The sequence below is a fragment of the Bacillus sp. NTK074B genome, from assembly GCF_017303375.1.
In the GTDB taxonomy this organism is placed as follows: Bacteria; Bacillota; Bacilli; order Bacillales; family Bacillaceae_B; genus Rossellomorea.
The window spans coordinates 1-21,212 of record NZ_JAFKOH010000021.1; the positions used below are offsets into that span (position 1 = coordinate 1).

General features: G+C 42.4%; 23 protein-coding genes. 6 read left to right on the plus strand and 17 right to left on the minus strand.

Features of this window, described 5'->3' with window-relative positions; all coding sequences use genetic code 11:
- Positions 1-244: 244 nt before the first annotated feature.
- From rpsR to JI667_RS20650, 6 genes are all read right to left on the minus strand, one after another.
- Positions 245-481: a 30S ribosomal protein S18 gene (gene rpsR / locus JI667_RS20625; protein ID WP_034764780.1), complete on the minus strand. Its 237-nt coding sequence runs from the start codon at positions 479-481 to the stop codon at positions 245-247.
- A 40-nt stretch (positions 482-521) separates the two neighbouring features.
- The gene (gene ssb, locus JI667_RS20630; RefSeq protein ID WP_044340263.1) at positions 522-1,034 is read right to left on the minus strand and encodes a single-stranded DNA-binding protein; all 513 of its coding nucleotides are present in this window, start codon (positions 1,032-1,034) and stop codon (positions 522-524) included.
- A 79-nt stretch (positions 1,035-1,113) separates the two neighbouring features.
- Positions 1,114-1,401: a 30S ribosomal protein S6 gene (rpsF, locus tag JI667_RS20635; RefSeq protein WP_034764776.1), complete on the minus strand. Its 288-nt coding sequence runs from the start codon at positions 1,399-1,401 to the stop codon at positions 1,114-1,116.
- Positions 1,402-1,762: 361 nt separating this feature from the next.
- Positions 1,763-2,863, minus strand: coding sequence for a redox-regulated ATPase YchF (gene ychF, locus JI667_RS20640; protein WP_206858273.1), 1,101 nt, complete (start codon positions 2,861-2,863; stop codon positions 1,763-1,765).
- 241 nt (positions 2,864-3,104) lie between these two features.
- The gene (locus tag JI667_RS20645; RefSeq protein WP_034764770.1) at positions 3,105-3,305 is read right to left on the minus strand and encodes a DUF951 domain-containing protein; all 201 of its coding nucleotides are present in this window, start codon (positions 3,303-3,305) and stop codon (positions 3,105-3,107) included.
- Between the two features lie 13 nt (positions 3,306-3,318).
- A complete protein-coding gene (locus tag JI667_RS20650; protein WP_244668415.1) occupies positions 3,319-4,176 on the minus strand; it encodes a mechanosensitive ion channel family protein in 858 nt (285 codons plus the stop codon).
- A 339-nt stretch (positions 4,177-4,515) separates the two neighbouring features.
- Between JI667_RS20650 and yyaC the strand changes: the two genes are divergently transcribed.
- Positions 4,516-5,136 carry a spore protease YyaC gene (yyaC, locus tag JI667_RS20655; protein WP_206858278.1) on the plus strand — a complete coding sequence of 207 codons (621 nt, stop codon included), beginning with the start codon at positions 4,516-4,518 and terminating at the stop codon, positions 5,134-5,136.
- A gap of 39 nt (positions 5,137-5,175) precedes the next feature.
- Here the strand turns inward: yyaC and JI667_RS20660 are convergent, their stop codons facing one another.
- The 11 genes from JI667_RS20660 to rpmH all read right to left on the minus strand — a co-directional run bounded on the left by JI667_RS20660 (position 5,176) and on the right by rpmH (position 15,457).
- Positions 5,176-5,889 carry a DUF554 domain-containing protein gene (locus JI667_RS20660; RefSeq protein WP_206858280.1) on the minus strand — a complete coding sequence of 238 codons (714 nt, stop codon included), beginning with the start codon at positions 5,887-5,889 and terminating at the stop codon, positions 5,176-5,178.
- A 120-nt stretch (positions 5,890-6,009) separates the two neighbouring features.
- The gene (locus JI667_RS20665) at positions 6,010-6,849 is read right to left on the minus strand and encodes a ParB/RepB/Spo0J family partition protein (protein WP_206858282.1); all 840 of its coding nucleotides are present in this window, start codon (positions 6,847-6,849) and stop codon (positions 6,010-6,012) included.
- Positions 6,842-7,603, minus strand: coding sequence for a ParA family protein (locus JI667_RS20670; protein WP_206858284.1), 762 nt, complete (start codon positions 7,601-7,603; stop codon positions 6,842-6,844). The genes JI667_RS20665 and JI667_RS20670 overlap by 8 nt, the downstream gene beginning before the upstream one ends.
- Positions 7,604-7,813: 210 nt before the next feature.
- A complete protein-coding gene (noc, locus tag JI667_RS20675) occupies positions 7,814-8,677 on the minus strand; it encodes a nucleoid occlusion protein (RefSeq protein ID WP_206858286.1) in 864 nt (287 codons plus the stop codon).
- 118 nt (positions 8,678-8,795) lie between these two features.
- Positions 8,796-9,512, minus strand: a complete 717-nt coding sequence (rsmG, locus tag JI667_RS20680) for a 16S rRNA (guanine(527)-N(7))-methyltransferase RsmG (protein ID WP_206858288.1) — start codon at positions 9,510-9,512, stop codon at positions 8,796-8,798.
- Between the two features lie 21 nt (positions 9,513-9,533).
- Positions 9,534-11,426 carry a tRNA uridine-5-carboxymethylaminomethyl(34) synthesis enzyme MnmG gene (gene mnmG / locus JI667_RS20685; RefSeq protein WP_206858290.1) on the minus strand — a complete coding sequence of 631 codons (1,893 nt, stop codon included), beginning with the start codon at positions 11,424-11,426 and terminating at the stop codon, positions 9,534-9,536.
- 49 nt (positions 11,427-11,475) lie between these two features.
- Positions 11,476-12,861 (minus strand): tRNA uridine-5-carboxymethylaminomethyl(34) synthesis GTPase MnmE, encoded by a 1,386-nt coding sequence (gene mnmE, locus JI667_RS20690; protein WP_206858291.1) that lies wholly within the window; start codon positions 12,859-12,861, stop codon positions 11,476-11,478.
- A gap of 376 nt (positions 12,862-13,237) precedes the next feature.
- Positions 13,238-13,855 (minus strand): RNA-binding cell elongation regulator Jag/EloR, encoded by a 618-nt coding sequence (jag, locus tag JI667_RS20695; RefSeq protein WP_206858293.1) that lies wholly within the window; start codon positions 13,853-13,855, stop codon positions 13,238-13,240.
- Positions 13,852-14,640, minus strand: a complete 789-nt coding sequence (gene spoIIIJ / locus JI667_RS20700) for a YidC family membrane integrase SpoIIIJ (RefSeq protein ID WP_206858294.1) — start codon at positions 14,638-14,640, stop codon at positions 13,852-13,854. Before spoIIIJ ends, jag begins: the two co-directional genes overlap by 4 nt.
- Positions 14,641-14,782: 142 nt before the next feature.
- Entirely contained in the window at positions 14,783-15,157 is a 375-nt protein-coding gene (gene rnpA, locus JI667_RS20705; protein WP_206858308.1) for a ribonuclease P protein component, read from the minus strand.
- A gap of 165 nt (positions 15,158-15,322) precedes the next feature.
- Positions 15,323-15,457: a 50S ribosomal protein L34 gene (rpmH, locus tag JI667_RS20710; protein WP_034764748.1), complete on the minus strand. Its 135-nt coding sequence runs from the start codon at positions 15,455-15,457 to the stop codon at positions 15,323-15,325.
- Positions 15,458-16,651: 1,194 nt separating this feature from the next.
- On the opposite strand from rpmH, the gene dnaA reads away from it, so the two are divergent.
- From dnaA to remB, 5 genes are all read left to right on the plus strand, one after another.
- Complete coding sequence (dnaA, locus tag JI667_RS20715; protein ID WP_206858295.1) at positions 16,652-17,995, plus strand: chromosomal replication initiator protein DnaA; 1,344 nt, start codon at positions 16,652-16,654, stop codon at positions 17,993-17,995.
- Between the two features lie 206 nt (positions 17,996-18,201).
- Positions 18,202-19,338: a DNA polymerase III subunit beta gene (gene dnaN / locus JI667_RS20720; protein WP_206858296.1), complete on the plus strand. Its 1,137-nt coding sequence runs from the start codon at positions 18,202-18,204 to the stop codon at positions 19,336-19,338.
- Between the two features lie 245 nt (positions 19,339-19,583).
- Complete coding sequence (gene yaaA / locus JI667_RS20725; RefSeq protein WP_206858297.1) at positions 19,584-19,802, plus strand: S4 domain-containing protein YaaA; 219 nt, start codon at positions 19,584-19,586, stop codon at positions 19,800-19,802.
- Positions 19,803-19,819: 17 nt separating this feature from the next.
- Entirely contained in the window at positions 19,820-20,938 is a 1,119-nt protein-coding gene (recF, locus tag JI667_RS20730) for a DNA replication/repair protein RecF (protein ID WP_206858300.1), read from the plus strand.
- Between the two features lie 9 nt (positions 20,939-20,947).
- A complete protein-coding gene (gene remB / locus JI667_RS20735; RefSeq protein ID WP_206858302.1) occupies positions 20,948-21,199 on the plus strand; it encodes an extracellular matrix regulator RemB in 252 nt (83 codons plus the stop codon).
- Positions 21,200-21,212 lie beyond the last annotated feature (13 nt).

Below are 21,212 nucleotides of genomic sequence, written 5' to 3' on the forward strand. Positions count from 1 at the left end.
GAAAAGCGGAGGCGGCTTGATTAGCCCCGACAAGCATAAGATGAATGGGCTAAGAAGGCGTTCTTTTGCCTTCTTGGGCCATTTAGCTTATGACCTCGGGGAGGCTCACCGCCAGCCCCGCGGAAAGCGAGCACCTGTAGCGGAAATCAACCGCCACTCTCTACATCAAAAAGCATAAATGTATATAAAAACTGCATAAAAAAAGCAGCAGAGACAAGTCTCTGCTGCTTTTCAATCGATGAAATTATTCACCAGTAACGTATGGAAGCAATGCCATTGTACGAGCGCGTTTGATCGCACGAGTCAACTTACGTTGGTACTTAGCGTTCGTTCCAGTTACACGACGTGGAAGAATCTTTCCACGTTCAGATACGAATTTCTTAAGAAGATCAACATCTTTGAAATCGATATGTGTAATTCCGTTTGCTGTGAAGTAGCATACCTTACGGCGTCTACGTCCACCTCTACGTCCTCCTGCCATTTGTTTCGCCTCCTATCTTGTTAAGTTTGGTATCGTTCGTTTAGAATGGCAGATCATCATCGGAAATGTCGATCGGCTGACCGTCATTTGCAAATGGATCCTCATCTACACGTGTATAGTTGTTGTTATTATTGTTGCGCTGTTGATTCTGATTCTGACTATACGGATTTCCTTGGTCGCGTTGACCTCCACCCGAATAGCCCGGACTTCCTCCACGATCGCCTTGATTCGCACTACGCGGTTCTAAGAACTGAACGCTTTCTGCTACGACTTCCGTCATAAACACCCGACGTCCATCCTGTCCTTCGAAATTACGTGTTTGAATACGACCGTCAACGCCAGCTAAGCTGCCTTTTTTAAGAAAGTTTGCTACATTCTCTGCAGGGCGACGCCATACAACGCAGTTAATAAAATCTGCTTCCCGTTCTCCTGATTGATTCGTAAAACTACGATTGACAGCCAGGGTGAACGAAGCAACAGCCACTCCACTTGGAGTATATTTTAATTCAGGGTCTTTGGTTAAACGCCCTACTAATACAACTCGGTTCATCATCAGAATCAACCCCTTCCTTCTAGTTTACTGTTTCACGTGAAACAGATGATAGAAGTGTATATCTTAAAAAACCTGCGGATTATTCTTCTTCTTTAACAACGATATGACGGATAATATCATCGCTGATTTTAGCTAAACGATCGAATTCGTTAACTGCATCAGAAGTAGCGCTCATCTTAACTAGTTGATAGAAACCATCACGAAAATCGTTGATTTCATACGCTAAACGACGTTTACCCCAATCTTTTGACTCGATGATTTCCGCGCCGTTAGTTGTTAAAACGTTATCGAAACGCTCAACTACTGCTTTCTTTGACTCGTCGTCAATGTTTGGGCGGACAATGTACATAACTTCGTACTTTCTCATCTGAATGTCACCTCCTCGTGGTCTATGCGGTCCTTTCTTTGTGAAAGAACAAGGAGCAATGCGTTCATTACTCACGAAATAAAATTATAGCATAGCTTATCTATTATTGCAATATGACGTAAAAAAAAGACTAGAATTGGATTCTAGTCTTTTTAAGGGTAATCGTTGTTGCTTATTAAAGAAGCGAGTGCTGTTGATTTCCACTCCAGGTGCTCGCTTTCCGTTCCAATCAACTGTAGGCTTGAATTCTAAACCAGAACAATTTAAAAATAAGTGTGCGAGTTTCAACTATTCTCATTTATACCCATCGTCAGCACTAAATTCCTCTTTCAGTAGGTAACGCTGACTACCGCAGATAAACTTACACATTAAAACGGAAGTGGATGATGTCTCCGTCTTTTACTAGGTATTCTTTACCTTCGAGGCGGACTTTTCCTGCTTCGCGGGCAGCTCCCATTGTTCCGGCTGCGACTAGGTCTTCGTAGGATACGGTTTCAGCGCGGATGAATCCTCTTTCGAAGTCGGTGTGGATGACTCCGGCACATTGAGGGGCTTTCATCCCTTCACGGAACGTCCAGGCACGGACTTCTTGTACACCTGCTGTGAAGTACGTAGCTAGTCCCAATAGTGAGTAGGTAGCACGGATCAGCTGATCAAGGCCAGATTCTTCGATTCCTAACTCCTGCAGGAACATCGCCTTTTCTTCATCATCCAGTTCGGCGATTTCAGATTCGATTTTCGCGCAGACCACGATCACTTCGGCGTTGTCATCTTTTGCAAATTCACGTACTTTCTGAACATATTCGTTATTAGAAGGATCCGCAATCTCGTCTTCACTTACGTTCGCTACGTATAATACAGGCTTGGAAGTCAGTAAGTGCAGCTGTTTTACAAGCTTCATTTGCTCATCCGAGAACTCAACTGTACGAGCTGGCTGTTCTGCTTCCAAAGCTTCTTTGATTTTCACAAGGATGTCGTGCTCAAATACCGCTTCTTTGTCTTTTTGTTTAGCCATTTTCTGAACTCTTGTAATCCGTTTATCAACCGTCTCAAGGTCAGCGAGGATCAATTCAAGGTTGATGACTTCAATATCTGCGATCGGATCCACTTTTCCGGATACGTGTGTGATATTATCATCCGCGAAACAACGGACAACTTGACAGATCGCATCCACTTGACGGATGTGGGATAAGAACTTATTCCCTAATCCTTCACCTTTGCTCGCCCCTTTTACAATCCCGGCAATATCGGTGAATTCGAAGGCAGTGGGAACCGTCTTCTTCGGGTCTACAAGTTCAGTTAATTTATCCAGACGGTGATCTGGAACCTCTACGATTCCTACGTTCGGATCGATGGTACAGAAAGGGTAGTTGGCAGATTCTGCACCTGCTTTTGTAATTGCGTTGAATAGAGTGGATTTCCCGACGTTAGGTAGTCCAACAATACCAGCTGTTAATGCCATTTTGGTCACTCCTCATCTATATTCTTATCTATTAAAAAATCCTTTAAGATCGAAAAACACGTAATCGGTCGAACCTTTCACAATTATAGAGATAATAGAGGGAAAAGACAAGTGAAGCTTCGGGGAAATCATCCCACAAAAAAAGCATTCAACCCTATTCAACGGTTGAATGCTCTCATGCTTTGCTAATTAGGACGCAAGATGGATTAGGCCAAAAGAATTATGGGTAAAAAAAGAGTACTTACTCTTCTTCACCGCTTGAGATGACTTTTTTCATTTTTTTCGCAAAATCTTTTCTGGGGATCATCACACTGTGACCGCATCCGACACACTTGATGCGAATATCCATCCCCATACGGATCACTTTCCAGCGGTTGGTACCACATGGATGAGGCTTTTTCATCTCGACAATATCATTTAAGGTGAAAGTCTTTGGCTCCACTACCTATTCCTCCTCATTCGCTTTCAAGTCTTCTTTGTTTCTCTTCCCGTGGATGATGAATTTCTTCTTCATCTTTACGTGAATACATCACCATGCGAGGGAATGGAATTTCAATGCCATGCGCATCCAGGCAAAGTTTCACTTCTTTACGTATCATCCTGGCCATATACCAATGTCTCATTGGGACCGTTTCAGCAACGATGCGGATGACGACATCGGAAGCTCCTAGAGTCTGGACTCCCAAGAGTTCCGGCGGATTCACTAAATCCTCATATTTTTGAGGTAGAGAGAGAAGGAGCTCCTCCATCACTTTTTCCGCTTCTTCAATATTTTCTTCATAGGCAATACTGACATCAACGACCGCAATACTATTATGGACGGAGAAATTCGTCACTTCCGTAATATTGCCGTTTGGAAAAATGTGAAGTTCGCCGGTCCAGCTTTTGATCTTTGTCGTTCGCAATCCGATTTCTTCGACGGTTCCTTCTGCAGAACCAATTCTCACATAATCGCCTACAGAAAATTGATCCTCAAAAATGATAAAGAACCCGGTGATGATATCACGGACCAGATTCTGCGCCCCGAAACCGACGGCCAAACCGACAATTCCGGCTCCGGCGATAAGTCCTTTCACATCAATATCCAGAGTCGACAAAATCGTCATGAGACTGATGAAGTAAATCACATAGGTCAATACATTCTCTAAGAGTTTTAATAGAGTGGCTTCCCGTCGCTCAGTAAATTTTAAAGGGGAGCGGGAACGTACTTTGAATACGTTTCGGATTGCTGACCGACCTACCCTTAAAGCGATATAGGTAATCACCATAATGGCAACAATTTTTATGGCGCCTGTACCAAGTGCGATCCACATTTCATTGTCTATAAGTTTTTGGGCTGCTTTACTTTCTGTAATATTCTTAAGAGTCTCATCGACAGTTTCTTTCGTATCTTTCTGACCCATTTATCGAACCTCCACTTATCATTCAATAAGAAGTATTCCTTATTTTATCAACTTTCCCTCTCATTGTGTAGATATAACCTCATAAAGAATAGTTTTAAGAAAATTTTTATTTTATGAAAAATCCGACCATATTATGTATGAAAAAAAGAAATCGTCCGTATACTGATAATACTTAAAAAATTGACTGTGGGATAAGGGGCCGGCGACTCAAAGGTCATCCCTTTGAACACATCCAAAGGAGTGGAAGCGATGAATCTGAAAAAAGGATTATTTGAACGAAGACCTGAACCCTTTAGAGTCCTTCATCAGGAAGAGCGTGCGGCACAGGATCTTTCCGTTCAATTGTCGTCGATGCTTCCCACTTATTATCGTACAAGACCCATCGTATTTGTCTGTATCGGTACCGATCGATCGACAGGGGATGCATTAGGTCCTCTGGTTGGTACCTTGATAGAGGAACAGGATATTAAACCATTTCATGTGTACGGAACACTGGATGATCCGATCCACGCCGTGAATCTTGAAGAGAAGCTCAAGGATATTGCAACTAAACATATCAACCCCTTTATCATCGGGGTAGATGCCTGTCTCGGCCGGTTAAAAAGCGTGGGAGCCATTCAGTTAAGTGAAGGTCCTTTGAAACCCGGTGCCGGAGTAAATAAGGAGTTGCCCGAGGTCGGTGAGATTCATCTGACAGGGATTGTGAATGTCAGTGGATTTATGGAATTCTTTGTATTACAAAATACACGCTTGAACCTTGTGATGAAAATGGCCAAGACGATCGCTGAAGCCATTGTGCTGGCAGGTGATTCAGTAGAAAGGCGAAATGCCGTGAGTATTGAAAAATGGCGTGAAGAAATGCAGCAATAGAGAAGGGGGATGACGCACTCACGTCATCTCCCTTTTTGTTTACATATACATCTGGTATGCGTGAATGATCCCGACGACGATGCCCACCACGATAATTCCAGGAAGTAAATTGGCGACCCTGATTTTCGTTACACCGAGGAGATTAAGTCCGATTGCAAAAATCATGATCCCACCGGTTGAGGTCATTTCGACTATGTAGGCATCCATGAGCTCTTGAGGCACCCATTGGTGAATCTGCGTCGCAAATAAGGCGATAAAACCCTGATAAAGTACGACAGGGATAGCCGAGAACATGACACCGATCCCAAGTGTCGTCGTTAGGATCAGTGAAGTGAAACCATCAATGATCGATTTGGTCAAAAGAACGTCATGATCTCCCCTGATACCACTATCCAACGCACCGATCACGGCCATGGCCCCGATGACAAAAATCAGGGTCGCTGTTACAAACCCTTGAGAGATCGAGGTTTCTTTCTTGCTGCCGAGCTTCTTTTCCAACCAGTTTCCTAAGGCGTTCAGTCTGTCTTCAAGATTCATCCACTCTCCCCAGGCAGCACCAAGGGTAAGTGAGATAATCACAATGAGAAAGTTTTCACTTTTCAGCCCCATCTGTAAACCAAGCACGATGACGGCAAGCCCTATCGCTTTCATGACGGTTCCCTTCATATCTTCAGGTATGCGGTGCAGGATCTTCCCCAGTAGGGTCCCGATAATAATACATACCCCATTAACAAGCGTTCCTAATAGTACCATGACGTTTTCCCCTTATGTTTATTTCCCGAAGAATAGTTTTTTATATGTACCATAAGGAAGAGGACTGTCTTAACATGGAATGAAGCATCCCACTTTAGACAGTCCCATTCCTTTTTTTCACTACTGAAGCAATTCTAAAATCCGTTCCAGATCTTCCTTAGAGAAGAATTCCAGCTCGATTTTTCCTTTTTTCTTCGATTGTTTAATCGTAACCGTGGTACCGAAACGTTCACGAAGAAGAGATTCCTGTTCTTGTATAAAGACGTCTTTTCGGTCGGACTTCTTTGTTTCACGTGGAACATTCTCATTCAATTCCTGGATGATTTTCTCTAACTGTCGAACGTTCAGGGACTCTTTCAATATGCGGTTCACAACCGGTGACAAATTCTTTTTGTTCTTCAATCCAAGCAGGGCACGTCCATGTCCCATTGATAACTTCCCTTCGGACAGGAGTTCCTGAACGGGTGTCGGAAGGGTAAGCAAACGGATATGGTTTGCGATATGCGGCCTGCTCTTCCCTAATCGTTTGGCTAATTCCTCCTGCGTAAGCTTCAGTTTATCCATGAGCATTTGATAAGCTGCGCCCTCTTCAATGGGGGTCAAATCCTCCCGTTGCAGGTTCTCAAGGACCGCTAGCTCCATCATCTGTTGATCGTTCAGCTCACGGACAACGACAGGAACCGTTTCTAATTCAGCGGCTGTCGCTGCACGATATCGACGCTCACCGACCACAATCTCGTATCCTTTGATGGACTTACGGACAATGATCGGTTGAAGGATCCCGTGTTCGAGAATCGATTCTTTCAACTCTTCGATGGCCTGTGGCTCAAAGATTTTACGCGGCTGGTAGGGGTTGGGCCTTAATTCTTTCAGGCTCACTTCCTGAACGGATTCTTCATTTTGAGTTGTTTGCATATTAGTGAAGAGGGCATTGATGCCCTTTCCTAAACCTTTAGCCATTCGCCGCCACTTCCTTTGCTAGTTCTAAGTAAACTTCTGCTCCCCTGGATTTAGCATCATAGATGATGATCGGTTCACCATGACTGGGTGCTTCACTTAAACGAACGTTACGTGGGATAATTGTGCGATACACTTTATCTTGAAAATATTTCTTAACCTCTTCGATGACCTGGATTCCAAGGTTGGTTCTGGCATCCAACATGGTTAACAACACTCCATCGATCATCAGGTCATGGTTCAGATGCTTCTGTACTAAACGGACCGTGCTCAACAGCTGGCTCAACCCTTCAAGTGCATAATATTCGCACTGAACCGGGATGACGACGGCATCTGATGCGGTTAACGCATTGATGGTCAGTAGGCCAAGTGATGGAGGACAGTCAATGATGATATAATCGAATTCGTCTTTAACCTTCTCCAGAGCTTTCTTCAGACGCACTTCCCGGGATATGGTCGGGACCAATTCAATCTCCGCTCCAGCGAGTGAAATGGTTGCAGGGACGATGGATAAGTTCTCTACTTTTGATTGCTTAATCGTGTCATTTACATCTACATCATCCACTAATACATCATAGATGCACTGCTGTACATCACCTTTTTCTACACCGACACCACTCGTGGCGTTTCCTTGAGGATCGATATCTACGAGTAAAACCTTTTTCCCTATATAAGCTAAACAAGCCCCCAAATTGACGGATGTCGTGGTCTTTCCCACCCCGCCCTTTTGGTTTGTAACGGCTACAATTCTGCCCAAGGTTGTCACCTACCTTTTGACTTCCTGAAATTGACTATATTTTTTCACAGTATTCTTCTATTCTATCAAAATTCCCTTATAATTGTCTGTCAATTTCCCAAAAAAGACGGGTGCATCCATAAATTGGAGAACTTGATTTACTGACCGTCTTCCCGCTTTTCCACCAAAAAAGTGAGAAACCACACTGTTTCTCACTTTTAATCTGCTAATCTATTTTTTTTTGGGAATACGAATGGTGAATTGATAGAATTCCTCGTGCTCTTCTTCTTCTGAATCGAGATTGATTCCGCTATCGGACACCATGGATAGGGATTGGCGAATCGTATTCACTGCAATTCTCATATCCTTGCTGAATGCCTTGCGTTTAGGCTTCGGCTTCTGATTCGTTCCTTCTTGTATTTTCACAACCCGGTCTTCGGTCTGTTTGACATTCAAGCTTTTTTCAATGATTTCTTGAAGGAGCTGAATTTGCTTTTCCGGATTCTTTAAAGGAATCAAAGCCCTGGCGTGACGTTCTGTGATTCGTTTATCTAATAAGGCTGATTGAATTTCTTCTGGAAGCTTTAGGAGACGAAGCTTGTTCGCCACGGTTGATTGTCCTTTTCCTAAGCGTTGAGCAAGGGCTTCTTGAGTTAGATCATGTAATTCCAACAGTTTTCCATATGCGATTGCCTCTTCAATAGGAGAGAGCTCTTCTCTTTGTAAGTTCTCGATTAATGCAACAGAAGCAGTTTCTGTATCATTCAGATTCTTAACAATCGCCGGAACGGTTTCCCAGCCAAGCTTTTGAACGGCTCTGTAACGTCGTTCTCCCGCAATGATTTCAAACTGGTCATCATCGTATTGTCTCACCACAATCGGTTGGATAATGCCATGAGTGTGTATCGTTCGTGATAACTCTTCTATCTTTTCATCATTAAACACAGTCCTTGGTTGAAAGCGATTCGGGATGATTTGTGATACAGGTATCTTTCTCACTTCATCTCGATCTTCTTCCACTACATTCGACTCTTCAGATTCAACATCTTGCTCCTTTTCACCTAGGCCAAAAAAACGAGAGAAAGGATGCTTCATCTTCCTACACCACCTTTAAGAAACTCCCTTAATTAATATTCTCTAAAACAGGTCAAGTTCCTGCCTCCTAAAAGACGACGGTTTTCCATTAGTCTACTATTACTGGAGGATGACCTTACTATTCTAACGGTAATTTATTGGGTGTCCCAGGTTTTCTGGGATATTTATTAGGTGTTTCTTTCAATTTGTTGATTTTCACGATATTACGCTCGCTTTCCTCTTCAGGAAGAAGGAACGAATACATTTTGTCCGTTTGTCCACCAAGCGTTCCGATCGCTTTCTTTGCATTCGACAGCTCTTCGTTCACATTGGAAGCTTTCATGGCGACAAAGGACCCGCCCTTTTTTACAAGGGGAAGGCATAACTCACTTAAGACGGACATTCTTGCTACAGCTCTTGCTGTAACCATATCATATTTTTCGCGATGTGCCTTATCTTTTCCAAATGTCTCGGCACGGTCATGATAAAAATTTGTGTTTTCAAGTCCTAACTCGTCCGATAAATGATTTAAAAATGTGATGCGCTTATTCAAGGAATCAACAATTGAAATATGCAGGTGCGGGAAGCAAATCTTAAGAGGGATACTTGGAAACCCGGCACCAGCCCCAACATCACAAAGGGATTGAACTTCTGTGAAATCCACATAAAAGGCTGCACTGACCGAATCGTAAAAATGCTTTAAGTAGACATCCTCTTTCTCAGTGATGGCTGTCAGATTCATTTTTTCATTCCATTCAACCAGCAATTCATAATAGCGTTCAAACTGATGTAGCTGCCCGGAAGAAAGGGAAATCCCCTTCTCCTCAAGCATTGATTGAAATTCATTTACGTTCATGAGATGATCCTTCCTTTACTTCTATTGATCACCGGATACCTTGGCGATTTTGCCCTGTTCAATATAGACCATCAAAATGGACACGTCTGCAGGATTCACGCCTGAAATGCGGGACGCCTGTGCAAGAGAAAGAGGCTGGACCTCAATCAATTTCTGTCTTGCTTCAGAAGCCAAACCGCTGATCGCACTGTAATCAATGTTATCAGGAATTCGTTTGTTTTCCATCTTCTTCATTTTATCGACCTGTTGAAGGGATTTTTCAATATAGCCCTCGTATTTCACTTGAATCTCCACCTGTTCCTCTACATCGGGATCAAGTGCGATTTCGCTTGGGACGAGTGACTTAATATGACTGTAATTCATTTCAGGTCGCTTTAGAAGGTCCGCTGCCAGAATCCCGTCTTTCAGCTCGCTTCCCCCTGCCTCACGGATGATACTTTGCGTTTCTTCAGTCGGCTTAATGCGAATGGCTTCAAGACGTGCCTTCTCGGTAGAGATCGCTTCTTTCTTCGCTGAAAAGCGTTCATATCGATCATCTGAGATCAAACCGATTTTATGTCCGATATCCGTTAAGCGAAGATCAGCATTATCGTGACGCAGCAACAAACGATATTCCGCACGGGAAGTAAGTAGGCGATAAGGTTCGTTCGTCCCCTTCGTCACCAGGTCATCGATCAGAACCCCGATGTAGGCATCGGAACGACTTAAGATGACTTCTTCTTTATCCAGGGCACTGCATGCGGCATTGATCCCGGCCATCAAACCTTGACCAGCTGCTTCTTCATAACCTGATGTCCCATTGATTTGTCCTGCCGTGTAGAGATTCTTAATTTTTTTCGTTTCAAGAGTCGGCCATAATTGTGTCGGTACGATGGAATCATATTCGATGGCATATCCGGCACGCATCATTTGTACGTTTTCAAGGCCCGGGATGGTCTGAAGAATTTTTTGCTGCACATCTTCAGGAAGACTGGTAGATAATCCTTGCACGTATACTTCCTGTGTATTTTTCCCTTCAGGTTCAAGGAAGATCTGATGACGCGGCTTATCGTGGAAACGCACAACTTTATCTTCTATTGAAGGACAGTATCGCGGTCCTGTTCCTTTAATCATGCCTGAATACATCGGCGAACGATGAAGGTTATCATCGATAAGTTGATGAGTATGTTCATTCGTATACGTCAGCCAGCACGGCAGTTGATCCGTAATGTATTTGGTCGTTTCATAGCTGAACGCACGTGGAACGTCATCACCCGGTTGGATTTCAGTTTTTGAGTAATCGATCGTTGAGCTATTCACACGTGGTGGTGTACCGGTTTTGAAACGGACCGTATCAAAGCCAAGCTCATGCAGATGATCAGATAGTCTAATGGAAGGCTGTTGGTTATTAGGTCCACTTGAATATTTCAGATCTCCCAGGATGATTTCCCCACGGAGGAATGTACCTGTTGTGATGACAACAGTTTTGGCACGATAAGCAGCGCCGGTCATCGTTACGACACCTTTGCACTCATCATCTTCAATGATCAATTCCTCGACCATTCCCTGCAGGAGGGTCATGTTCGGTTCATTTTCAATTGTCCGTTTCATTTCATGCTGGTACAGGAACTTATCTGCTTGTGCCCGTAATGCACGTACAGCAGGGCCCTTCCCTGTATTCAACATACGCATTTGGATATGCGTCTTATCTATATTACGACCCATCTCTCCACCGAGAGCGTCGATTTCCCTTACAACGATTCCTTTGGCCGGTCCACCGACGGATGGATTACACGGCATAAAGGCAACCATATCCAAGTTAATGGTGACCATTAACGTTTTCGCTCCCATACGTGCAGAAGCAAGTCCCGCTTCAACTCCGGCATGGCCAGCACCAATGACAATGACATCATATTGACCTGCGTCATATTGCATGGTTTGTTATTTCCTCCTCGTAGGACGTAAAGTCCTCATATAATAGTGGTTATTTTCCTAAGCAGAATTGAGAAAACAGCTGATCAATCAAGCTATCATGAACGCTGTCCCCGATGATTTCACCTAATAACTCCCATGTTCTCGTCAAGTCGATCTGAGCGATATCGATGGGTGTTCCCATTTCCACACTGTCGATTGCTTCGTTGATCGCAAGAGACGCTTGATGGAGTATAGCGATATGACGACTATTGGATACATACGTCATATCCCCCGCTTCAATGGATCCTGCAAAGAATAACGAAGAAATCGCTTCTTCCAATTCGTCTATTCCCTGTTCGTCCAGTAAAGCTGTCGTCACCAGCTGGTGATTCTCGGCAAGATTCCTTACCTTATCTATATCAATCTTCTGAGGCAGATCGGTTTTGTTCACGATGACAATGACGTCCATCCCTCTCACTGCTTCAAACAACTGCTCATCTTCGAACGTTAATTCATCTGCATAATTGAGTACCAGTAAGATGAGATCCGCTTCCTTCAATACTTGTCTGGAACGTTCCACGCCAATCCGCTCGACGATGTCCTCGGTTTCACGGATCCCTGCCGTATCAACAAGGCGCAATGGAACGCCTCTTACATTGACATATTCCTCAATCACATCACGGGTTGTCCCCGGTATATCCGTTACGATGGCTTTATTTTCGTGAACAAGACTGTTCAAAAGGGAAGATTTCCCTACATTCGGCCGACCGATGATCACCGTTGAAAGTCCTTCTCTCAGGATCTTCCCTTGTTCGGATGTGCGAATCAGGTGATCTATTTCATCCCGGACGCTTCTGGATTTCTCCAATAATACGTTATGCGTCATTTCTTCCACATCATCATACTCCGGGTAATCAATATTCACTTCCACATGAGCAAGCGTTTCGAGAATTTCCTGACGAAGCTTACGAATCAAATTGGAAAGGCGTCCTTCCATCTGATTAAGGGCTACATTCATGGCCCGGTCCGTTTTCGCCCGAATCAGGTCCATCACGGCTTCAGCCTGGGAAAGGTCGATTCGACCATTTAAGAACGCCCGCTTCGTGAATTCACCCGGTTCTGCCAGTCTTGCCCCATTTTTCAATACAAGCTGCAATACTTTATTGACTGACACAAGTCCACCGTGGCAGTTGATCTCGATAATGTCTTCGCGTGTGAACGTCTTCGGCCCCCTCATCACAGACACCATGACTTCTTCCACCACCCGTTCGGTGTCAGGATCTACAATATGTCCATAATGAATGGTATGAGAAGCAAATTCCTTCATGGAACTCCCTTTCATTCCCTTAAAGACTTTATCACCGATATCAAATGCCTGATTACCGCTCAAACGCACAATGGCGATTGCTCCCTCTCCCATCGGAGTGGATATGGCTGCAATTGTATCGAACTCCATAATATTCACCTCTCTTATAGCTGATCTATTTATATGAAATGTATAGTAGAAAGCAAAGTTTCCCCAAATTATTAGAATATCACAATCCGTATCAATACTAAAGAAAGGAAACCCTCAGTTCGTCGCCAATGTTATCCACACAGGTGACCTCTCATCTCTATTATTTTAACTTATCCACATGTGAATAACAATAAACCGGGAGGAAAATAAGAATGGCAGGAGGGGAAAGGATGTAAGAGATGAAATAGCGGAAATCAGTATGCTTGAATGATCACTCCATTTTTGTGAGAAGTACCTGTCGTTTTACAAAATATGAAAACTTTCACCAGCTTCCATACCAACAAAAAAACGATCCCCCGAAAGGAATCGTCGTTCATTATTTTGGAGCAATGACAATATATCGATTAGGTTCTCTGCCTTCAGAGTGGGTATCGACCCTTTTTGAATCCACTAATGCTGTATGAATCACTTTCCGTTCATAAGACGGCATCGGTTCCAATGAAACGGAACGATTTGTGCGCAATGCTTTTTCTGCCAGGCGTTCCGCTAACGTTGTCAGCGTCTCCCTCCGTCTTTCGCGGTAGTTCTCCGCGTCTAACAAAATCGTGATGAACTGGCCAGATACCCGGTTGGCAACCAATTGGGACAAATGTTGAAGGGCATTCAACGTTTGCCCTCTCTTACCGATTAAGAGAGCCATTTTTTCACCGGAAATATTGAACTCCACATCTCTTCCATTTCTTTTTACTTCTATGGTCGCCTCCACGCCCATATCACGTGCAACGGATAATAGAAATTCTTTCGCTTCATTTACAGGGTCGATCGCTTTCTTCACTCGAACGATCGCAGGTCTACCACCAAACAATCCGAATAATGCTTTTTTACCTTGATCAATGACGTCTATTTCTGCTTCTTCTTTGGTGATATTCAGTTGAGACAAGGCTGATTCAATGGCTTCTTCCACCGTTTGACCAGTCGCTTCTACTTCTCTCACTTTTTCTTTCCTCCCGAATTCCCACCAGCTTTGGCTGCTTGCGCTTCTTTGATCTCAGGTCCTTTAACAAAGTATGTCTGTGCAATCATAAATAGATTTCCGACCACCCAGTATAAGGATAGAGCTGCAGGGAAGTTAATCGCAAAAATGATGATCATGACCGGCATGATATAAAGCATCATCGCCATTTGCGGATTTTGATTCGCTGTACCAGCCATCATGAGCTTTTGTTGGATAAACGTCGTTAAACCTGCTACTAGAGGTAAGATATAGTATGGATCCGGATTACCAAGATCAAACCATAAGAAGTTATGCGCTTTTATTTCCTGTGTTCTCACGATCGCATGGTAGAAACCAATCAGGATCGGCATTTGAACGATTAATGGGAAACAACCCGCTAACGGATTCACCCCGTGACTTTGGAATAATGCCATCGTTTCTTGCTGAAGCTTTTGTTGAGTTTGTGCATCTTTCGAGCTATATTTTTCACGCAGTTTCTTCATTTCAGGTTGTAAAGTCTGCATGGCTTTTGAATTTCTCGTTTGCTTGATCATCAATGGCAGAATGGCTGTACGGATCAGCAACGTAACAATCACGATCGCCAATCCATAGGATCCACCCATGAACTCCGCAACCATTGTAATTAATTGTGATAAAGGATAGACAATATATTCATTCCAGATTCCGCTACTCTCAGATGTGATCGGTTTATTATAATCCGTACAACCTGATAGAATAGCCATTAGCCCAATGATACCCACTAAGGCTATAATTCTCTTTTTCACCCTTATTTTCCTCCCAACTAATATCTTTCAAAAATATAATATAAACACGTACCATCATCCCGTACTAATAAAGTACAATCCCTCGTATTGTAACATCTTTTTGAGGGCTTGTGATGACGAAACCTGTCATTCTCTCAAAATGTTATGACTTCTTCTTATCATATTTGCCATAAGAAGACCTTTTCAATACTTTTCCTCTTTTTAAAACATGGGTGAGACTCCCCTTCACCTCATGAAAATTCATTTCGGCCGCCGGTTTCCTGGCGATGATAAGATAATCGTACTGATCGTGAACCTCATCTTGTAATTCTAAGAATACCTGCCTAACATACCGCTTAATCTGATTCCGGCATACAGCATTTCCGATTTTCTTACTGACGGAAATTCCAATTCGAAAGGGCTGAGGATCTTCCTTCTTTAATAGATACAAGACGAATTGACGATTCGCAACGGATGTTCCTTTTTTAAATATTTCTTGAAACTCTTTATTCTTCTTTACTCTTTGCTCTTTCCGCATGGACCACACCTGTTTTTCAAATTTGACTTGATCTAACCTCGACATTATTGGCTCATCCATATGAAATTATAAGTTCTTTTTACGGTAAATCAAAATACGAATGAGCCAAATCGTCTATTTACTTAGTGGAAAGGAAAAAAAAGACCACTGAGTCAGTTCAGTGGTCTAGGCAGATAATACTTTTCTTCCTTTGCTGCGACGGCGAGCTAAAACATTGCGTCCGTTTTTAGAGCTCATACGTGCACGGAAACCGTGATTCTTTTTTCTCTTGCGGTTATTTGGTTGAAACGTTCTTTTCATCTATGACACCTCCCTGAAGGATATCTTTAAAAAGTTAAAGACATTCCTCACTATTATAAAGACGGTACCCATAAAAAGTCAACACTCAGATTATTTTTCTTTTTAACTGTTACTTCATTAGAAGTTTTTTATGGATTTTTACATGTTAATTATTCAACCAATACTCTGTTCTATTAGCGTAGTACTGGATTGGAAGGAGATTACGCTCGCTTTCCGCGGACGAGCGGGCAAGCCTCCTCGCTTCGCTGCGGGGTCTTTCCCAGCACGTTTTTCCGCAGGAGTCTCGCAAATCTCCTTCCAATCCTAAAGAAAGATCAATGAACAGAGCAATAAAATTTATTTATTAGCCACTCTCTAAAGGTCTATTGCTTTAAAAAAGGCACTAGTTATTTTTAATAGTTAAGAACTAATTGCGAAGTTTGATTTTTAACTACCAACCCAACTGTAGTGGATCATAACATTTAAAGAAGAATAGTTTGCTTATGACTACAATTAGATTCTTCACATTTTAAATTAGAAAATTCCATGCTCATAAAGTTGATTGGAGCGGAAGGTGCTCGACTCCTGCGGGAAAAGCGGGACAGGTGAGACCCCACAGGCGAAGCCGAGGAGGCTCACCGCCAGCCCCGCGGAAAGCGAGCACCTGGAGCGGAAATCAACCACTACTCGCTTCATCAAAAACTCTTTTTAAGGTTACATCAGATAATCACTGCCATTCATTAGTCATTATTTCCTTCTACAAACCCTGTCCCATTTTTCTATTCAGCCTGCCTGTGGATAGGATTCGACATGGTTTTAAATTATCCACAACACATATTGACAACTTTTTCACAAGTTCTTGGGTTGTGGACAAAATCATTCCACAAGGGATGGGGGTTGTGGATAAAATTTAAAAAGCATTGCACCACTAAGGATATTTTGATATGATTATTGTGTTTTCACTCTTGATAACTAGGTTCACATAAATAACTTATCCACAAAATGTGGATATCATGTGGGTAACTTATACAGAGGGTTTGTAAAACGTTGTCCACAAGTGGTGGATATTGTCGAAAACCCATTTTCTTTCCTTATTATATATATTTCCACATTCAGCATCTTGTATATTTATAAAAATAACGACTGCAAAGGGAATGCATAGCACGTAATGGTTGTACAGGAGTTATACAAAAACAAGAAAAGGAGGGATCAGGATTGGAGAATATCGGGGATCTTTGGAGCAAGGCCTTAGAAAATATCGAAAAAAAAATCAGTAAGCCAAGTTTTGATACTTGGCTGAAATCAACTAAGGCCCATTCCATTCAAGGGGACACCCTTGTGATTACAGCTCCAAATGAATTTGCAAGAGATTGGCTGGAAGGTCGTTATTCTCAGCTAATCTCAGGGGTTTTGTATGATATTACGGGCGAAGAATTAGTCGTAAAATTTATCATTCCTCAAAATCAGGAGCCGGAAGAATTTGATATTCATATACCGCCAAAGTCGATGAAAGATGACGATCAGCAGGATATCAATCAAAACATGCTGAACGCTAAATACACGTTCGACACATTCGTGATCGGTTCGGGCAACCGGTTCGCCCATGCCGCTTCTTTGGCTGTGGCTGAAGCACCAGCCAAAGCCTATAATCCCTTGTTTATTTATGGGGGAGTCGGTCTTGGAAAAACCCACTTGATGCATGCCATCGGTCATTATGTACTGGAGCATAATCCCGCTGCCAAAGTGGTATACCTATCCTCTGAAAAATTCACAAACGAATTCATTAACTCCATCAGGGACAATAAAGCAGTAGATTTCCGCAATAAATACCGAAGTGTCGATGTTTTATTGATTGATGATATTCAATTTTTAGCAGGGAAAGAACAAACGCAAGAGGAATTTTTCCATACCTTTAATACGTTACATGAAGAAAGCAAGCAGATTGTCATTTCAAGTGACCGGCCGCCGAAGGAGATTCCGACACTTGAAGACAGACTTCGTTCCCGATTTGAATGGGGATTGATAACAGATATCACACCTCCGGATCTCGAGACGAGAATTGCCATCTTACGGAAAAAAGCGAAGGCTGAAGGGCTCGATATCCCAAATGAAGCCATGCTTTATATAGCTAATCAAATCGATTCCAACATTCGTGAGTTAGAGGGCGCACTGATCCGTGTCGTCGCGTACTCATCTCTTATAAATAAAGATATCAATGCGGATCTTGCAGCTGAAGCGTTAAAGGATATCATTCCTAGCTCCAAGCCAAGAGCCATTACTATTCAAGAAATCCAGCGCGTCGTGGGTGAACATTTCAACGTGAGGCTGGAGGACTTTAAAGCAAAGAAACGAACAAAGTCGATTGCGTTCCCAAGACAGATCGCCATGTATCTATCCAGGGAAATGACGGATTCCTCTCTCCCTAAGATCGGGGAAGAATTTGGCGGAAGGGATCACACCACCGTCATCCATGCTCATGAGAAGATCAGTACGTTACTTGGAACTGATGCACTTCTTCAGCAGCAATTAAAGGAAATTCGCGAGTCTTTAAAGGGCTGATTTCATACACACCCTAATTGGATAATGTGAATAACTGAGTCTGACTAGTACACAGTCTGTCCACATGTGGATAGGCTGTGTTTACGTTCGATTCACACACTTATCCACATATCAACAGGCCCTACTACTTCTATTACTATTTTTTAAATAAATTATTAGTATATGATTCAGTCCAAAAAATTATGTGCAAATTGGAGGAATAAATCATGAAATTCGTTATTCAAAGGGATCATTTAGTGCAAAGTGTCCAAGATGTCATGAAAGCCGTAACGTCAAGAACGACGATTCCCATTCTTACTGGAATTAAAATCATTGCTACAGAAGACGGCGTTACCTTAACAGGTAGTGATTCTGATATTTCAATCGAGTCTTTCATTCCAAATGAAGAAGATGGCTCAGAAATTGTAGAAATCATGGAAACGGGAGGAATTGTTCTTCAAGCCAAGTTCTTTAGTGAAATTGTAAAGAAATTACCGAAAGATACAGTGGAAATTGAAGTCCAAAATCACTTCCAGACCGTTATTCGTTCAGGTCAGGCGGAGTTTAATTTGAATGGATTAGATCCTGAAGAATATCCGCATCTTCCTCAAATCGAAGAAGGAAACGGTATTAAAGTTTCAACCGATCTTCTAAAAACCATGATCAGACAAACGGTATTCGCAGTGTCCACCTCAGAAACACGTCCTATCTTGACAGGTGTAAACTGCCAGATCGAAAACGGGGAACTGAGCTGTATTGCAACAGACAGTCACAGACTGGCCATGCGAAAAGCACCGATTGAAACAAACCACGATGCATCATACAACATTGTCATTCCAGGAAAGAGTTTAAATGAGTTGAACAAGATCCTTGATGATACTGATGAGCCTGTTGAAATCGTCATTACGGAAAATCAAGTTTTATTCAAGGCAAAGCACCTATTATTCTTCTCAAGACTATTGGAAGGGAATTATCCTGATACAAGCCGATTAATTCCTTCAGACACAAAAACTGAATTGACGCTAAATACAAAAGAATTTTTACAAGCGATCGATCGTGCATCGCTGCTTGCGAGAGAAGGACGTAATAATGTCGTCAAACTTTCTACTCTGGATAGAGGCGTCATTGAAATTTCTTCCAATACACCTGAAATAGGTAAAGTCATCGAGCAGGTTCAAAGTCAATCCATAGAGGGAGAAGAACTGAAAATCTCCTTTAGCGCGAAATATATGATGGATGCGTTAAAAGCAATTGAAGGAACCGAAATCTATGTGAACTTCACTGGAGCAATGCGCCCATTCGTATTGAAGCCACTTCATGATGACTCCATTCTTCAATTGATCCTTCCTGTAAGGACTTACTAAAAAACCAAAAAGCCAGCACCCTGGAAAAAATTCAGGTGTTGGCTTTTTTGATGCTTTTTTCTTTTATTGTGAACGAAACAAGCTTCATAGGTTGTGAAGATGCTCAACATCACGAGGGCTGGAAAGCGAGCATATGTAGCGGGAATCAATTAGCACGATCCTATCCATTTATCGCTAGTTGTGACTTAACTCCATTTAGAGTAAAATAAGATATTAGAGACTTTATACGGAAAGTAGTGATTTTAGTGGCGAAAGAGATCACCATCGGAACAGAAATCATCACATTGGGACAATTCCTGAAGCTTGCTGAAGTGATTCAGTCCGGCGGTATGGCGAAATGGTTCTTAAGTGAATATGAAGTATACATAAACGGGGAACAAGACCAAAGAAGAGGGAGAAAACTCACGGTTGGTGACAAAGTTGAAATTCCTGAAGTAGGGGTCTTTGTGGTTGCAGGAGAATAATAAAGGGTGTTATGTCCATGTACATTGAACAGTTAGAGTTAAGAAACTACCGGAATTATGAATCCATCGACGTGAGTTTCGAGAATAAAGTGAACGTCATTCTTGGAGAAAATGCCCAGGGGAAGACCAATATCATGGAGTCGATCTACGTTCTGGCAATGGCTAAATCCCACCGGACCTCAAATGATAAAGATTTAATCCGTTGGGATCAGGAATATGCTAAAATAAAAGGTAGGATTCAAAAGTATAATGGTGCATTGCCTATGGAGCTGGTCCTGTCGAAAAAGGGAAAAAAAGCGAAAAGCAATCACCTTGAACAATCTAAATTGAGTCAATATGTCGGGAATATGAATGTTGTCATGTTTGCACCTGAAGATCTTCATTTGGTCAAAGGGAGCCCTCAAGTAAGGCGTCGCTTTATCGATATGGAAATCGGTCAGGTTTCTCCTGTCTATTTACATGATATTAGCCTTTATCAAAAAATACTACAGCAACGGAATCATTATTTAAAACAACTGCAAACGAGAAAGCAAAAAGACCAGACCATGCTTGATGTCCTGACGGAACAGTTTATTGAAATGGCAGTGAAAATCACGAAGAAACGATTTGAATTCGTTCGGCTGCTGGAAAGTTGGGCTAAACCGATTCATTCAGGGATCTCAAGAAACCTTGAAACGCTGGAAATCGTATATAAACCGTCATTGGATGTATCAGATAATCAAGAATGGTCAAAAATGGTAGATATATATGAGCAGAAATTCAATGATATACGGGAGCGGGAAATCGATCGTGGTGTGACTCTTGTCGGTCCCCATCGGGATGATCTTCAATTCATTGTGAATGACCGGGATGTTCAAACATTCGGATCACAGGGGCAGCAGCGGACAACAGCCCTCTCGGTTAAGCTTGCAGAAATCGAGCTGATTCACTCTGAAATTAAAGAATATCCCATCTTACTTCTGGATGATGTCTTATCTGAACTAGATGATTACCGTCAGTCCCACTTATTAAATACCATCCAGGGAAAAGTTCAAACCTTTGTGACTACGACCAATGTGGACGGTATTGATCACCAAACCTTAAATGAGGCGACTACTTTCAAAGTGGAAGCCGGATCCATGAAAAGATTGAAATGAGGTGTTACCTTGTACATACATGTTGGAGAAGATGTCATGGTACGTACAGATGAAATCATAGCCATTATTGATCGAGACACCGTTCAATTTTCAGAGGAAATTCAATATTTTTTAAAAACGAAAGATCAAAACCTTTGCAATCTCGCGAAGGGTTCATATAAATCTCTTGTTATCACAACCAGTCAGTTGTATCTTTCACCATTGGCATCCAGTACATTAAAGAAACGATCAAAGAAATACTCAAACTATGAGAATTTATAATCGAAATATAAAG